This is a genomic window from Spirosoma harenae (assembly GCF_054776975.1).
This window is the reverse complement of sequence record NZ_BAAHBD010000004.1, coordinates 150,597-165,588: the sequence shown is the minus strand read 5'-3', so window position 1 is coordinate 165,588 and position 14,992 is coordinate 150,597. Positions and strand designations below refer to the sequence as shown.

The following is a 14,992-nucleotide window of genomic DNA, read 5'->3' as shown; positions in this document are numbered from 1 at the left end:
ACAACATTTTTATGAAGATCCGAAATTTCTACTCCTTTACCCTGATCTTACTGTGCATTGTAGGCTTAGCAAAGCCTGTTTTTGCGCAGACTACTATTACCACTGGCATTTTTACTCCTGTTACTATATGTCCGGGTGGCAGCATAAATGTTAGCTATACTATATCAGGGACGTTTACAGCTGGGAACCAGTTTAAAGTTGAGCTATCTGATGCCGCGGGCACATTTGCAACAACTCCTCCTGTCATCGGTGCAGTAACGAGTACTTCTGCCGGAAGTATAAACGCAATTGTTCCTCAATCAACAGGAAATGGAGCAGGCTATCGTGTTCGCGTTACATCTACTAACCCAGTCAGGACGGGATCAACAAGTTTATTATCACTTAACGTCAGCGTACCAAACGCACCTGTTGCTCCAACCCCTCCAACCTATTGTGAAGGAGATGTTTCTGTTGCCTTAGTCGCTAATCCATCTACTGGTGGTACATTGAATTGGTATGGAATAAATTCCAATGGGCCATCCTCAACTTCAGCGACCAAACCTAATACCAATATCGTCGGCTCTACTCCTTATTATGTTAGCCAAACTGTTAGCGGCTGTGAAAGTCCCAAAACAACTATTTCAGTTAAAGTAAACGATAAACCAAATGCGCCTGGAGTTTCTAATATAAGCTATTGCGTAGGCCAGTCAGCTAATACATTAACCGCAACTCCATCGTCAGGAGGGTCATTAAACTGGTATGGAACCTCATCAATTGGTGGAACAGCTACTTCTGTGGCACCCGTCCCACCAACGAGCAGCACAGGAAATACCACCTATTATGTTAGCCAATCTGTAAATAATTGTGAAGGACCGAGAACCGGACTTATTGTTACCGTTAATAGCGTACCAGCGGCTCCAACGGCTACTACACCGCCACCTTATTGTGAAGGCACTTCTGCCTCTCCACTTTCAGCGACAGGCTCTAACCTGAAATGGTATGGCACCAATCAAACAGGTGGATCATCTTCCTCAATTGCCCCAACTCCATCAACAACAAGTAGTGCAACTTATTATGTAACCCAAACCGTAAACGGTTGCGAAAGTAGCCGAACTGGTATTCTTGTTACAATCAAAGCAAAGCCGGGTGCACCTACAACTACGCCACCATCCCCGTATTGCCAAAATCAACCTGCAGTTGCCTTAGTGGCCACTGCTTCGTCGGGAGGATCGTTAAATTGGTATGGTACTAATCAAGTTGGTGGTGTGGCCTCTAGTTCAGCTAATACCCCCAATACGAGCTCAGCCGGAACAGTTAACTACTATGTGAGTCAAACAGTAGACGGGTGCGAGGGAGGAAGAATAGGCATTTCGGTTACGATAAAACCGCTACCAGCTGCTCCTGGCGTTTCCAGTCCGCTTATTGCCTGTCAAAATCGAACGGGCTATACACTATCAGCGACTCCATCATCGGGAGGCACACTCAACTGGTACACGGTTCAATCAGGAGGAACTTCTACAGCTACTGCACCACCAATTTCGACAGGAGCAATAGGATCAACCAATTTTTATGTCAGCCAATCGGTTAATAGCTGCGAAGGTCCCCGTGCTACATTAGCGGTTACGGTAAATGCAGTTCCAGCTCCACCAACTGCTACACCTCCTAATGCTTACTGTGAGGGTGTAGGAGCGGTTCCGCTTTCAGCAAGCGGAGCTAACCTTAAATGGTATGGTATGAATCAAACAGATGGTACTGCTTCAGGTACTCCAACGACACCTGGCACAGATGCTTCGGCAATTGGTACTAAAACGTATTATGTAACCCAGACCGTAGCCGGTTGCGAGAGTGACCGGGCGGGCATCCCTGTAGAAGTAAAAGATACGCCTAATGCTCCTGGTACATCGGGTATTGAATTTTGCCAAGGTACGCAAGCCCCTACGCTTACAGCTTCGTTAGTTTCTTCGGCCTCAGCAAACTGGTATGGAACAAACCAGAATGGTGGCACGGCGTCGGGCAATGCGCCTACTCCATCCAACGCTTCACCAGGTGTAACGGTCTATTACGTTAGTCAAACCCTGAATGGCTGTGAAGGTCCTCGTGCAAGTCTGAATGTACGCGTGAAAAGTACTCCAGGTGCTCCGGGAGTTAGTGCAGTTAGCTACTGCAATAATGACCAGTCACAACAGCTAACAGCAGCAGGTTCGAACCTAAAATGGTATGATGTTTCCGATAAGCTCTTAGACGGAACCCCAAAGCCACCTACCAATTCGGTTGGCGATCAAATCTATAAGGTATCGCAAACGTCCAATGAAAACTGTGAAGGGCCGAAAGCAACGCTAACCGTTACGATCAAACCTCTTCCGGGCCAGCCAAGTGTAACGAACGCCACGTATTGCCAGGCGCAGCAGGATCAACCGGCGCAGGATGTGAAGCCTGTACAGGCCAGCGGGCAAAGCCTGAAATGGTTTAATTCAGATGGAAACCAGTTTCCAAATGCTCCTACGCCATCGATTGAAAAAAGCGGTACGCAGGAATTTAAGGTTACTCAAACAGTTAACGGCTGCGAAAGTAGTCGAGCAACACTACAGGTAACAATTGTTTCAGCCCCTTCGCCAACGGCAAAACAACTAGTTACATATTGCATCAACGACAAGGCCGTTCCACTGGAAGCAACGGGTGAAGCTGGCAGCAAATTGCAGTGGATTGACCCGTACGGTCGCGTGTCGGATGTAGCCACTCCGCTTACGTTTACACCAAGTACAGATCCAACTGGCGATGCGTTTTACGTGTATCAAATTGCTTCTTATGGCTGTTATAGCGCTCGTACAACGGTTAAAGTTTTGGTCAACGGGCCACCTACGCTGGCACTTGCAGCGCCTACAACTTCCGTCAATCTGGGCCAAAGAGCTCCTTTACAACTGAAGTTTACGAGTTCAGGACCGTACAATTATACCCTGACAAACGGATATACGGGTACCTCAAAATCAAAAGACACAACAATTTCTGTATTGCCCCGTGGCAACACCATCTATCAGATCGTGGGTGTTTCAAATAGCTGCGGAGCAGGGTTGCCTGGCAATCCGGCAACTGCTCAGATTAACGTTCGCGTACCAACTATTTCCACTAGTGATTTGAACACGACAACCATCTGTTCAGGAACATCGCTTACGGTTCCGTTCACAACAACAGGGCAGTTTAACACAGGAAATGCATTCCGTATACAACTTGTTAGCGTGGCCGATACCAGTAAAAAATACGTTACACAAGCTACAACAACTAGTTCGCCAGTTTCTGCCACCTTACCCGCAGCAATACCCAGCGGGCATTATTATGTTCGGGTAAATGCCGACAATCCGGAAATCGCTATTATAGGCAGTAATAGCTCGTCTCAATTAACCGTACGTTCGGTAGCTAGTGCCACGCTGACTGGATCGCAAAATATCTATGAAGGCTCACCGGCAAATCTGACTCTGACGTTTGGAGGAGATGCTCCATGGACAGTGGTTTACGCCGACAGTCTCCGAAGTTACTCGGCTGTTACAACCACAAGTCCATATGTCGTTGAAGCCCGGCCAACACGTACAACAGCTTACCGGTTAACAAGAGTTAGTAACTCCTGCGGTAATGGGCCAATTTCGGGTACTGCTACGATTACGGTTATGCCTCTGTTAGGTGTAGAGGACAATTCACTCGATCCATTGGTGAAAGCCTATCCAGTTCCCACCGAAACAACGCTGATGGTGGAACTCGATCTTCCCTTAACCCGTGACCCGGCCACTTTATTGCTCATGGATACTGGAGGTCGTCCCGTACTCCAGCAGACAACCCGAAAACAACGGAATGAGCTAGATTTGACCACCCAACCGAATGGCATATATCTCCTCCGTATTCAGGTGGGTGATAGACAAACCGTTCGGAAAGTTCTGAAACAGTAAAATCAGTCAATAGTCACGCTCCGCCGGAATGGAGCGTGACTATTGACTGTCTACGCTTATGTCCGACGACTATTTCATGGAGATTGCATTGGGCCTGGCTGAAGAAGCGGCTGAACAGGGCGAAATTCCGGTGGGTGCTGTAGTCGTTTGTCGGAATCGTATCATTGCCAAAGCCCGCAATCAGACCGAACAGTTAAATGACGTAACAGCCCATGCTGAACTCATGGCCATTACGGCAGCCGAACATTATTTGGGCAGTAAATACCTTACGGATTGCACCTTATATGTTACACTGGAGCCCTGTGTGATGTGTGCAGGAGCGCTATACTGGGCGCAAATCAGCCGATTAGTGATTGGTGCCAGTGACCCGAAACGAGGATATAGCCGCATCCAACCTTCGCTATTACATCCTAAAACCCGACTCGAAACGGGTATCCTGTCAGATGAAAGTCAGGCCTTGTTAGTAAAGTTTTTTGGTCGTCTAAGAACATAATTTAAAATAGGCTTGTTAACCCAACCGAATAATCTTTCATTCTAACTAATCAATACAATGGCTTTTGTATTAGATCCGCTTCCTTACCCCAGCGATTCGCTCGAACCGAATATCGACAAGCAAACCATGGAAATTCACCATGGCAAGCACCACAATGCTTATGTGACGAATCTGAATAATGCCATTGCTGGCACCGATTTGGAAAACAAATCCATCGAAGATCTGCTGGCAAGCGTAAGCAAAGCACCGATCGCTGTTCGTAACAACGGAGGAGGACATTATAATCACACATTATTCTGGAACACGATTTCAGGCACAGGCGGAGGACAACCTATCGGTACGCTGGCTGAAGCAATCGATAAGAAATTTGGTTCGTTTGATGCCTTTAAAGAAGAATTTACTAAGGCGGCTACTACCCGATTTGGCTCAGGTTGGGCTTGGTTAATTGTAACGCCAGAAGGTGAATTAGCTATTACATCATCACCAAATCAGGATAATCCGTTAATGGATATTGCCGAGGTAAAAGGTTTTCCCGTAATCGGCCTCGACGTATGGGAACACGCTTATTACTTAAAGTATCAGAACCGTCGCCCTGATTATATTGCTGCATATTTTAATGTCGTAGACTGGAACGCTGCCGAAAAGCGCTACCAGCAAGGCAAACAAGCATAAGCGTTAGTGACGAATGATAAGTGATGAGCGATGAATGTGTGATGATACAAAAAAAAATTCATCGTTCATCGTTCGTCATTCATCACTAACGCTTATCTTTGCACTCCTCAAATGGTGATCGTAGCTCAGTTGGTTAGAGCGTCGGATTGTGGTTCCGAAGGTCGCGGGTTCGAGCCCCGTCTTTCACCCTACTAAAAAGCCCTGATTTATTCAGGGCTTTTTTATTGCCCCCATTTTCTTTCCGAATAGGTAAGCACAGTCATTTTGTTGACGTTTTTAGTAAAAAACTTAAACAAAATGACTATTTTCGTGTTCTAATCTATACAAATTCTTAACTGAGTTAGGCATTTATTCAATCTGCAATTATCTTACTAGTGATGATCGCAGTCGTGTAACCTCATGAGTACCTATTCAATTAGAGATTTAGAACAACTTTCAGGCATTAAAGCCCATACGTTACGCATTTGGGAACAGCGGTACGCGATTTTAGCCCCAGACCGAACTGACACAAACATCCGTACTTATAGCGACCAGGATTTAAAGCTGGTACTTAATATTGCTTTACTGAAAGACAATGGCTACAAGATTTCGGAAATTTCTAAACTCTCTCCAGAAGCATTAAATCAGGAGGTAGTTAAGATCTCTAATCGGCAGCTGAGCTACCCCGATCACGTTCAGGCACTTACGTTTGCTATGATTGATCTGAATGAGGATCAGTTTGAACAGATTATTCAGACAACAATCAGTCGATACGGTTTCGAAAACATGATGATTCATATTGTCTATCCGTTTTTAAGTCGTATTGGTATGCTTTGGGTAACTGGCTCGATTAGCCCCGTTCAGGAACATTTTATCACAAACCTGATCCGGCAAAAAATTATTGTGGCCATCGATGGGCAAGAAAACAAACTGGGGCCTACTGGAAAAACCTATCTCCTATTTTTGCCCGAGGGAGAATTTCATGAACTCAATCTATTATTTGCCAATTACCTCATCCGATCCCGCGCTAACAAGGTCATTTATTTAGGTCAAAATCTGGGCTTCAGTGAATTAACCTTTGCGTACGAACGCTATAAGCCTGACTATTTGTTTACAGTTTTAACGTCATCGCTGGCGAACCATCAGGTACAGCCTTTTGTCAATCGTTTGTCTAGTACATTTTCAGGGTCTCAGATAATCTTAACAGGCATCCAAGTCGTCGGGCAGGATATTGACACGACAGATAACACACTGATAATTAACCAGATCAGCGAATTAACGCGAATAGCCTCCAACTGATCACCACCTAATTTTTTTCTAAAAAGGCTAACGCTCTTCGCTCGGCATAGGTGTACCCATCACCATAAACCTGAAAGCCTACATGCCCTCCTGCCTTAGGTGTTTCCAGATAGATATACTTATGCGCTTCGGCCAACCAGCCGGGGGAACATTCAAGGGATAATAAAGGATCATTTTGCGCATTTAGCAATAGGATCGGAACGGAGATATCAGGCATAAAATTAACGGCGGATGCCTGCGCATAAAAATCTTCGGCATTCTGATAGTTATTAATTGGTGCTGAAAAGAACTCATCAAAATCACGCCATAGTTTCACTTGCCGAAGTTTACTCAAATCTATACGCCCCGGAAAACGTTCAGCTTTCTGGCTAATTTTGACGACAAGTTTCTTCATAAATCGATTACGATAAAATCGATTCGCAGCCCGGTCAAGCAATTGCGCACTCGCTCCCAAATCCGTAGGCGATGAAATAGCCACTCCCCCTTTGACCACATCAGGAAGCTGCTTGCCGTGAACGCCAAGGTATTTGAGAGTAATATTACCGCCCATGCTGTAGCCAACAAGAACAATTTTGTCGTAATGTTTTGTTTTCAGAGCATGTTGAACAACTTCACTGATATCGCCAATTTCGCCATGATTATAAAGCCGAAATTCATGATTCATTTCGCCACTACATGAGCGACAATTCCAGGCCAGAACATCATAATTGGCCTGAGAAAATAATTTTGCCGTTCCCCGAATGTACTGTCGGTTGCTGTCGCCTTCTAATCCATGAGTGAGGATAACTAACTGATTACAAGAATTATCGATCCAGTCCAGATCAACAAAATCACCATCGGAAAGGGTTAGCCGCTCCCGCTCATAAACAACGCCTTTCACAGTACGTGTCAGGCTGGGAATGATGGTTTGTAGATGGCCATTATACTGGAAAGCGGGCGGGCCTGGGTAAGCAGATTGAATCAGCGGCATATTAATTGAACAACGAATACTTTTACATCGTTGTTCCGTTACATAACTATTGCCATGCCTGTTGCTAAGTATATTTCCGTTATTGTTGCCAGCACCATAAAATTCATTGGTGGGCCGCTTTCCGGCGTTACGCTCGGGCTGAGTTGGCTTGAAACCGTGATTTGTACAACGGTGGGAATGATGCTGAGTGTTGTGGTGATTACGTATGCAGGAGCAGCCCTGCAAGCCCTATGGCAACGCTATCGAAAAACTCCACCCAGACGCTTTACGAGTCGAACCCGAATGGCGATCCGCATCTGGAAACGTGCTGGATTAGCCGGTATTGCCCTCCTGACACCGCTCATACTGACTCCTATAGGCGGTACCGTTCTGGCCATTTCGTTCGGCGTTAAGCGAGGTCAACTATTGCTCTATATGCTCATTAGTGGCATTCTTTGGGCAATTATCCAGACGCTGGCCGTTTACCAGATTCCAGGTTTAAAGGGGGTTTTCTCCTAGTTTGGCATAAGTAGTTAGCGGCTCACAACTTTTTGAGTCACATTAGCAGATTTTTTACGAAAGTCACCCTGCGAGAAGTATTTTTCGATCAGACAATACATCAAGATAAAGAAATAGCGGCTACCCATTTCTTTAATCTTCAGTTTCGATTCGCCGTATTTTCTATTGGTCCAGCTATTAGGTACAACGGCATACGAATAACCACGGACAATTGACTTCAACGGCAATTCGACGGTCAGATTGAAATGCGGAGATAAAAAGGGCTTAATACCTTCAATCGTCTCGCGTTTGTAGAGTTTAAACGCGTTTGTCGTATCGTTATATTTAATCCCCATCACCATCCGAACGATAAAGTTGGCAATGCGATTGATGAATTTTTTCAGCGAAGGGTAATCAATTACTTTTCCTCCCTTTTCCCAACGCGACCCAAACACCGCATCAACATCGGTTTCGAGCATCTTATTGTAAAATTTCACCAAATCCTCCGGGTCGTCCGACAGGTCAGCCATAAAAACGGCCACGCAATCGCCCGAAAAACGCTCTAATCCGTAGCGCACAGCGTAGCCAAATCCGTTAGGGCCGGGATTGGTAAAATAAACCAGTGTTGGAATTTCGGTTGCTGCCAGTTGCTCTAAAACTTTCAGCGTACCATCTTTCGAGTTATCGTTGGTTACACAGATTTCGTGTGGAATTCCATGTTTCGCCAGCGTCTGGTAAAGCACCCGCAACGTTGGTGGCAACGATTCCTCTTCGTTATAAGCCGGTATAACTACGCTTAATTTCATATAAAGTCAGGCGGACAGTTGATATTGTTGATGTGCATGTAATCCGCAAGTAGATTTTTTTAATCTGCGTCGGCTACCGATAAGGCAACAGACGTATCGTACTATAAAGCTTAGCCAATGGCGTAGGTACAATATAGTTCATAATCACTTTTTTTGTCTTCTCCTTGTCTGGTTTCGCCATTAGGAGGTATTTCAACGCTAGCCTCGCCCGACGGAAATAACTCCCTTCGTACTGCTTGGCATCCAGCATCATTCGATAATAACGAGCAATATTCCGGCGCAGCACTGTATCATACCGATAGTCCAGCTCCTTATTGATATTGCTATACATCTGAATGCGATTACGCAGGAAGGCTTCATCGCGCTCGTTATCATGAAAACTGGCACCAGCCCGGTTTTTCCGATAAACCGACATCACATCCGGTATATAGCCGATCTTACCCAGTTTTGCTTTGAGAATAAGTCGGGGAATATCACCACTCGTTGACTCCCGAAACCAAGCCGGATACTCCTTGATATTATTCCGGTACATGGTACTCGACGTAGCCATAAACCAGATTTCGTCCTCGCCAATCAGATCATCGACCGTATAGAATGGCTTCATATCGTCGCCATTCAGAATATACGACGGGCTGCCGTCTTCATAGATTATCTCCGCGTTATGAAACGTCATGGAGTAATCCGGGTGCGCATCGAGTAGATCAGCCTGTTTCTGAAGCTTCAGCGGATCGGTTAAATAATCGTCTCCGTCGATTAGCGCATAATATTCGCCTTTAGCAAGTTTCAGCGTTTCGAGAAAATTAATACCGCCATTTTTCCCCATGTTTCGTGGGTGTAATACACCAATCACCAAACCAGGATATTGACGTTCGTACTCCTGAATAATCTCCCGCGTACCATCGGTCGAAAAATCGTCACCTACCAATATTTCAATAGGAAAAGTCGTCTTCTGCGCCAACACACTATCGATAGCCTGGCGGATAAATTTTTTCTGATTGTAGGTGATAATCAGGACACTAACTTTCGGCATGAATACAAAGTTAACGGTTTTCTATTTACGGATTACGGAGAGCCAGCGCATCTGTTATTTTGCGTAGCCCTCCGTAGATCGTAAACAGAAAACCGAATACTGTTAACGCTGAACTTATACAGTTATTTCTTTAGCAGATTGGATATGAGCTTTCCATCCCTGTGGTTCATCTTTTTCGGCAGGTGTTCCCCACGGATTGTAGAATGGCAGAATCGCCACCCACCGCCCGGCAGGATCATCCCAGCTGAAGCGATCCGCAAAGCTCGATGGGCTAACCCAGTGCGGCAGATCATAGCGGAACAAAATCATGTCGCCCATATCCTGATAACCTTCGGTTTCGACGATATGATCGTTGATTACGTAGCCGGTACCGCCTGAGTTATAGTCTTTTCCGTATTGATTTAGGGCAAGAATCGTCCCTACTCTCTGCGGATTAAGCGGGTGCCAATGCCGGCCGAAAAAGCTACCGCCTAACGGATAATGGGTTACCTGCGGATGGAAATAAGGCTCGCCTTTGCGGATACCATACTCTTCATTATTGCCCGTCAGGTTGTTCCAGAATTGGCGCATCGGGGTAAAAATGTTCAACAGGGTTTGCTTCATTGGTTCTTCGAGGTCAAGAAGAGCATCGAAGGTATGATCGTGAAACAACTGTGGAGCCTGTTGAATTTTGGCAATATGTAATCGCTGTTTGTGCTGATTATTATCGAACGTATCAGCGCCTTCTGCCAGTGGCGTTTTCGCTGCCCAGTCGCGGGTAGCCGCAATAACAGAACGAAGGGTTTCTTCGGGGATTCCGGTTTTGATAATGACAATGTTCGGTTCGTTGACCAACCGCATTACCTCTTCATATGGAATCTCCGGCACAATTTGACCGTCCTTGAATTCGGCATCAACTTTTATAAGGTATTTAGCTACTTCTTTCATGGTTGTGAACGTACTGATTTAGTACAAAATAGGAGGCTATATTGACAAAATCCAAATTCCACTCGGCTGATTTTAGTTATCGTTCCGACTGATTTTCGTTAGCAATCGGCTGGGTGGCATAGCCAAATCCTGACGCTCCAAAGCCGTTTCCGTTATAAAACATCACCCATTGATCCTGATGAGGGAAAATATGACAATAATCCATCATCAGTGAATCCCAGCCATCAGCCGATCGCTCAATACCCGCCTGCTCATCTTTTCGTGTCCAATTAATTCCATCGGTCGATTCGGCATAACCAATCCGATAACTCCGCTGAACATCGGTTCGATAATGGGTAGCATTCCGATAGGAAAAATACATTTTGTACAAATTACCATCCTTATAAACGGTTGGCCGTCCGATGGCATCCGTAAACTCATCGTACCCAACGCATACCTGCCCTGTGCGCTCCCAATGAATACCGTCGTTCGACTCGGCGTATTTCACATCGTAAAACGGTTCAGGGTGCCCATCAATCACTTCTATTTTCGTACAGGATAAATACCACATCCGCCATAAGATTGAGCCATCGGTCTGTTCCTCGCGCATAACGCAGGGTTGAGCCACCCAAACCTGATCGAATATATATCGGTCGAGCAATGGCCCGGTAAATTTCCGTTCAAACGTCAACCCTCCATCCCGACTGATAGCAAGACCAATTCCTAACCGATAGCTAGCCGTTTCGCTTTTGTTCCAGCCCGTGTAGTAGAGCCATATTTCGTCGCCAACTGGTAAAAACCAGGACGGCATGGTTCCTGTTTCGTCGAACATACCTACATCACCTTTCATTAGGCAAGGTTTGTTATGTATATAGACAACCTCAGAAAGGTCAGTTGGATTTAATTCGACGAAGGAAACGGCAGAGTTAATGTTCTCATCGCGGGTCGAGAAGTAAACCCGTAATTTATCACCCATTGGATAGCCAAATGGAACCTGAGCGTGCGTACGACTAAATGGCTGCGAGCCATCTGGTTTATAAATCAATCCTTTTTTCGTCCACATACGATATATAACTATCGATTACTGTTAATGTATGTCATTTCGTGCAAAAACACGATTCTTTTCAATCTCACCGACTAAATGATAATTCTGGTCAATGTAGGCTTTTAATTCCGGGAAGGTCTCGTAGCCAAACGTAGCCCGATCATCCAGCCAGATAGAATTAGGCCCTACCGCGTCGATAAAAACTTTCGGGCGCGATGTCTGAATATTGCGCATGTAACGCGCCCGGTGAATCGCCTGATTCGACCCCATCACACAACGGATAACATGATTGTCGCACACACCCTGAGGCATTTGCGTCTGTACATTATAGAGCGGAGCCCATCCCCAAACCACTAAATCATCACCTGGTCGAGCCAGTTTAAGTGCTTCCTGCGCCGTCGGTGATCGTCGGAAAAAGCGAAAATCGAACGGCGTTTTTTGATAAATAACGTATGGGTCGCTAGGCGGCTTGGACGTTTGAAAAATTGCGTTGGTCCCTATTGAAACGACTACAATGACTACCCATACTATGGTAAATTGACGATGACGAAGTGTCTCTATGAACCAGGCATTTAACAAACAGATCGGAGCCACCAGATAAAGAAGATAATGCGTAAAACCATTACCAGGTTTGATAATCGCATACCCACTGATAACCACTAAGGCAACAATCAATAGCAATAGTTCAGATTTGTTTCTATCTAGTCGTGGCCTTAGAATTATCCAACCAATAATTAGCGTAAACGTTGGGATGAGGAATACCAGAAAATCAGTGGTTTGGTAAACAAAGGCGGGAAATAGACTCAAAAAATGCCAAAAGCTTGCTTCGGCACCGTAAGCGAAATTGCCCGTTATGTAAAACTGGAGGAAATCTGGAAATACGCCGAAACCGAGTGTATACCCAACGACCAGAATTGGGAATAAAATCCCTCCGACGATCAGACCTCCCAAAGCCCGCCAGAATATAGGCCGAGGCATAACGGAGTAACGCCGAAGTAAACTAATCAAAGCTGCCAGGACAATCACTAATACAGTTGGCGTTCCCTGCAATTTCGCGAACGGCACTAAACTACTGATGAAACTGAGTAACGCTAACTGGCTAGCCGAATCGAACGATTGACGACGCCATATCCGCGAATATTGCCAGATCGCTAAACCAATGAGCGCCAACGATAACTGCTCGTTCGTACCGTGCAGGAAATCCATATTCGTGGTAAAAGCCAGAAACGCAACGGCGGGCAATAAGGCTAATCGGGCAGCTCGCGCACTGAAAAAATTTTCAATGGAAAAATAGCCGCTGATTAAGCTAACAGCCATACAGCCGAAAGCGAGCCAGCGTAGTACAATGTAATTGAGCGGAACGCCAAAATAACCGGGTAATGCTACAAAATAGGAGCTGAGTGGCCCCATGGTTGCCCCATCGATGTATTTCCAGTAGACGGGATGGTGCCGAAGCGTAATAGCCTGAGAAAGTAATTGGCTTTCGTCGGGATTCAGCTCCCAGTTGATAAACAAAATCGGGAGCCGTTTAATGAAGAGCAGCCCAAGAAGAGCGAATAAAAAACCAAGTTGTTGTTTACGCGATAGCCGGTCTGTAAACTCTCCGCTAATACATAAAACGCCGACAATCAGAAAAGCGATCCAGCCTCCTGCTTCCCAAATAAGAGGAGATTTTAAAAAACCCATTGCCAAGACAAATCAATAGCTTTTCTCATGCAGGCAGCAGTTATTAATACCAGCGAAATGCTAGCTATAGTACTCAACAGCCTGACTATACGAATCTGCATAGTCAGGCTGTCATTAATTAATTCTTAGTTATTTCTGAAGATGAAGACGGGCAGCCATGCTATCGTGAATCTGCACCATCGTTTCTTTCAGATCGTACGTCCAGTTCCAGTCTGGGTAATGATCCTTGAATTTAGTCAGGTCAGAAATGTACCAGATATGGTCACCGCTACGGTTTGTTTCCGAATATTGGTAGTTCATTTTGTTACCCGAAATTTCTTCGCAAAGCGCAATCGCTTCGAGCATCGAGCAGTTGGCGTAACGGCCACCACCTGCGTTATAAACCTCGCCCGGACGTGGATTCTGATAGAAATGCCAGAACATGTTCACCAGATCCCAGCTATGGATATTGTCGCGAACCTGCTTGCCTTTATACCCAAAAATCGTATACTGATTTCCGGTAATTGCACATTTCATCAAATACGACAAGAAGCCGTGTAATTGCGCACCCGAATGGTTTGGTCCTGTCAGGCAACCTCCCCGGAATACGCCCGTATTCATCCCAAAATATCGGCCATACTCCTGCACCATGATATCAGCCGCCACTTTCGACGCTCCGAAAACAGAGTGCTTGGTATGATCAAGACTCATGTGCTCGTCGATACCATTCTCGAAATAAGGGTGGTTCTGATCGATTTCCCAACGCGTTTCTGTTTCGATCAACGGCAGGAAATTGGGATTATCGCCATATACTTTATTAGTCGACGTGAAGATGAATACGGCTTCGGGGCAATGGAGCCGGGTCATCTCAAGCATATTTAGCGTACCAACTGCGTTTACACCGAAATCCGTAAATGGCTCGCGGGCGGCCCAGTCGTGCGATGGCTGTGCAGCTGTGTGCAGTACCAACTTGATATCGGTACCAAACTCCTTAAAAATTACTTCCAACTGGGGTACTTCGCGAATATCGGCCGCACGGTGCGCGTAATTTGTATACGTTTCGGACAAGCGATTGCGGTTCCATTCGGTAGACCCATCAGCACCAAAAAAGTACTGACGCATGTTATTATCAATTCCAACAACGAGGTCGAATTTGTCAGCAAAAAAGGCGACGGCTTCACTGCCTATCAAACCAGCAGAACCCGTAACTAGTGCAATTTTCATACAGTTATTCGTGCGTAGAGCGGCTTATATCACCAAAAAATCTATTTTTCTCAAGCCGTTTGAGTCGGCAAAGTAACGCAAAAATTTGCACTTACGTTGCTTTTAGTCAATCCGTTCAATAAAAGATGAACGGGTTTGGCAGCTCGAAAAATTCCAAAAGAAAAGCGATGAATCGGCGGCTCTTCGCTAATTCATCGCTCTATATTCTATAACAAACGATTTTATAAGCTCTGGGTCGTATTTCCAGGGCCATACAATTTCTTACGAATTTCGTCTGCTTTGGCGTCTAACGTCGCATCGGGCGTGTACTTATATTTTGTCTGTACAGCTACCGAGTCTTTACCGGTTCCGTATACTTCTGGATCACCAGCCCGATAATTGGTCCGGAAATCATTAGCCCGGTAGTCATTCTGGCGAACGGTATTGTATTTTTGATAATCACACGATGCCAGCGACAACACCATCACACTTAGCAAACCTATATGAAGTACGCGTTTCATAGCTACTTGATT

13 protein-coding genes and 1 tRNA gene are annotated in these 14,992 nt (G+C 45.5%); 6 read left to right on the top strand and 8 right to left on the bottom strand.

Annotation, left to right across the window (positions count from 1 at the left end; all coding sequences use genetic code 11):
* Nucleotides 1–11: 11 nt before the first annotated feature.
* The 5 genes from ACYVE4_RS02965 (at nucleotide 12) to ACYVE4_RS02945 (ending at nucleotide 6,357) form a co-directional block, all read left to right on the top strand.
* A complete protein-coding gene (locus tag ACYVE4_RS02965) occupies nucleotides 12–3,914 on the top strand; it encodes an Ig-like domain-containing protein (protein WP_460995418.1) in 3,903 nt (1,300 codons plus the stop codon).
* Nucleotides 3,915–3,972: 58 nt separating this feature from the next.
* The gene (locus ACYVE4_RS02960) at nucleotides 3,973–4,407 is read left to right on the top strand and encodes a nucleoside deaminase (protein ID WP_460995417.1); all 435 of its coding nucleotides are present in this window, start codon (nucleotides 3,973–3,975) and stop codon (nucleotides 4,405–4,407) included.
* A 57-nt stretch (nucleotides 4,408–4,464) separates the two neighbouring features.
* Nucleotides 4,465–5,079: a superoxide dismutase gene (locus ACYVE4_RS02955; RefSeq protein ID WP_460995416.1), complete on the top strand. Its 615-nt coding sequence runs from the start codon at nucleotides 4,465–4,467 to the stop codon at nucleotides 5,077–5,079.
* Nucleotides 5,080–5,192: 113 nt separating this feature from the next.
* Nucleotides 5,193–5,268: transfer RNA gene (locus ACYVE4_RS02950), tRNA-His, on the top strand.
* Nucleotides 5,269–5,478: 210 nt separating this feature from the next.
* Nucleotides 5,479–6,357 (top strand): MerR family transcriptional regulator, encoded by an 879-nt coding sequence (locus ACYVE4_RS02945; RefSeq protein WP_460995415.1) that lies wholly within the window; start codon nucleotides 5,479–5,481, stop codon nucleotides 6,355–6,357.
* Nucleotides 6,358–6,364: 7 nt separating this feature from the next.
* Here ACYVE4_RS02945 and ACYVE4_RS02940 read toward each other — a convergent pair whose 3' ends face one another.
* A complete protein-coding gene (locus ACYVE4_RS02940) occupies nucleotides 6,365–7,327 on the bottom strand; it encodes a YheT family hydrolase (RefSeq protein ID WP_460995414.1) in 963 nt (320 codons plus the stop codon).
* A 54-nt stretch (nucleotides 7,328–7,381) separates the two neighbouring features.
* On the opposite strand from ACYVE4_RS02940, the gene ACYVE4_RS02935 reads away from it, so the two are divergent.
* Nucleotides 7,382–7,825 carry a hypothetical protein gene (locus ACYVE4_RS02935; RefSeq protein ID WP_460995413.1) on the top strand — a complete coding sequence of 148 codons (444 nt, stop codon included), beginning with the start codon at nucleotides 7,382–7,384 and terminating at the stop codon, nucleotides 7,823–7,825.
* A 14-nt stretch (nucleotides 7,826–7,839) separates the two neighbouring features.
* Here ACYVE4_RS02935 and ACYVE4_RS02930 read toward each other — a convergent pair whose 3' ends face one another.
* The 7 genes from ACYVE4_RS02930 to ACYVE4_RS02900 form a co-directional block, all read right to left on the bottom strand.
* Complete coding sequence (locus ACYVE4_RS02930; RefSeq protein ID WP_460995412.1) at nucleotides 7,840–8,610, bottom strand: glycosyltransferase family 2 protein; 771 nt, start codon at nucleotides 8,608–8,610, stop codon at nucleotides 7,840–7,842.
* Between the two features lie 73 nt (nucleotides 8,611–8,683).
* On the bottom strand, nucleotides 8,684–9,640 hold the full coding sequence (locus tag ACYVE4_RS02925) for a glycosyltransferase family 2 protein (RefSeq protein ID WP_460995411.1): 957 nt from the start codon (nucleotides 9,638–9,640) through the stop codon (nucleotides 8,684–8,686).
* A gap of 114 nt (nucleotides 9,641–9,754) precedes the next feature.
* Entirely contained in the window at nucleotides 9,755–10,567 is an 813-nt protein-coding gene (locus ACYVE4_RS02920; RefSeq protein WP_460995410.1) for a hypothetical protein, read from the bottom strand.
* A 76-nt stretch (nucleotides 10,568–10,643) separates the two neighbouring features.
* Entirely contained in the window at nucleotides 10,644–11,609 is a 966-nt protein-coding gene (locus tag ACYVE4_RS02915; RefSeq protein WP_460995409.1) for a glycoside hydrolase family protein, read from the bottom strand.
* A gap of 24 nt (nucleotides 11,610–11,633) precedes the next feature.
* Nucleotides 11,634–13,277 carry a hypothetical protein gene (locus ACYVE4_RS02910; protein ID WP_460995408.1) on the bottom strand — a complete coding sequence of 548 codons (1,644 nt, stop codon included), beginning with the start codon at nucleotides 13,275–13,277 and terminating at the stop codon, nucleotides 11,634–11,636.
* A 129-nt stretch (nucleotides 13,278–13,406) separates the two neighbouring features.
* Nucleotides 13,407–14,480 carry an NAD-dependent epimerase/dehydratase family protein gene (locus ACYVE4_RS02905; protein WP_460995407.1) on the bottom strand — a complete coding sequence of 358 codons (1,074 nt, stop codon included), beginning with the start codon at nucleotides 14,478–14,480 and terminating at the stop codon, nucleotides 13,407–13,409.
* 221 nt (nucleotides 14,481–14,701) lie between these two features.
* Nucleotides 14,702–14,980 (bottom strand): hypothetical protein, encoded by a 279-nt coding sequence (locus ACYVE4_RS02900; RefSeq protein ID WP_460995406.1) that lies wholly within the window; start codon nucleotides 14,978–14,980, stop codon nucleotides 14,702–14,704.
* Nucleotides 14,981–14,992 lie beyond the last annotated feature (12 nt).

Bases quoted from the DNA above. Each gene is read 5' to 3' on its own strand.
- ACYVE4_RS02905 (WP_460995407.1), bottom strand. From the start codon at position 14,480: ATGAAAATTGCACTAGTTACGGGTTCTGCTGGTTTGATAGGCAGTGAA.
- ACYVE4_RS02915 (WP_460995409.1), bottom strand. From the start codon at position 11,609: ATGTGGACGAAAAAAGGATTGATTTATAAACCAGATGGCTCGCAGCCA.
- ACYVE4_RS02925 (WP_460995411.1), bottom strand. From the start codon at position 9,640: ATGCCGAAAGTTAGTGTCCTGATTATCACCTACAATCAGAAAAAATTT.
- ACYVE4_RS02960 (WP_460995417.1), top strand. From the start codon at position 3,973: ATGTCCGACGACTATTTCATGGAGATTGCATTGGGCCTGGCTGAAGAA.
- ACYVE4_RS02940 (WP_460995414.1), bottom strand. From the start codon at position 7,327: ATGCCGCTGATTCAATCTGCTTACCCAGGCCCGCCCGCTTTCCAGTAT.
- ACYVE4_RS02945 (WP_460995415.1), top strand. From the start codon at position 5,479: ATGAGTACCTATTCAATTAGAGATTTAGAACAACTTTCAGGCATTAAA.
- ACYVE4_RS02930 (WP_460995412.1), bottom strand. From the start codon at position 8,610: ATGAAATTAAGCGTAGTTATACCGGCTTATAACGAAGAGGAATCGTTG.
- ACYVE4_RS02900 (WP_460995406.1), bottom strand. From the start codon at position 14,980: ATGAAACGCGTACTTCATATAGGTTTGCTAAGTGTGATGGTGTTGTCG.
- ACYVE4_RS02955 (WP_460995416.1), top strand. From the start codon at position 4,465: ATGGCTTTTGTATTAGATCCGCTTCCTTACCCCAGCGATTCGCTCGAA.
- ACYVE4_RS02920 (WP_460995410.1), bottom strand. From the start codon at position 10,567: ATGAAAGAAGTAGCTAAATACCTTATAAAAGTTGATGCCGAATTCAAG.
- ACYVE4_RS02935 (WP_460995413.1), top strand. From the start codon at position 7,382: ATGCCTGTTGCTAAGTATATTTCCGTTATTGTTGCCAGCACCATAAAA.
- ACYVE4_RS02910 (WP_460995408.1), bottom strand. From the start codon at position 13,277: ATGGGTTTTTTAAAATCTCCTCTTATTTGGGAAGCAGGAGGCTGGATC.
- ACYVE4_RS02965 (WP_460995418.1), top strand. From the start codon at position 12: ATGAAGATCCGAAATTTCTACTCCTTTACCCTGATCTTACTGTGCATT.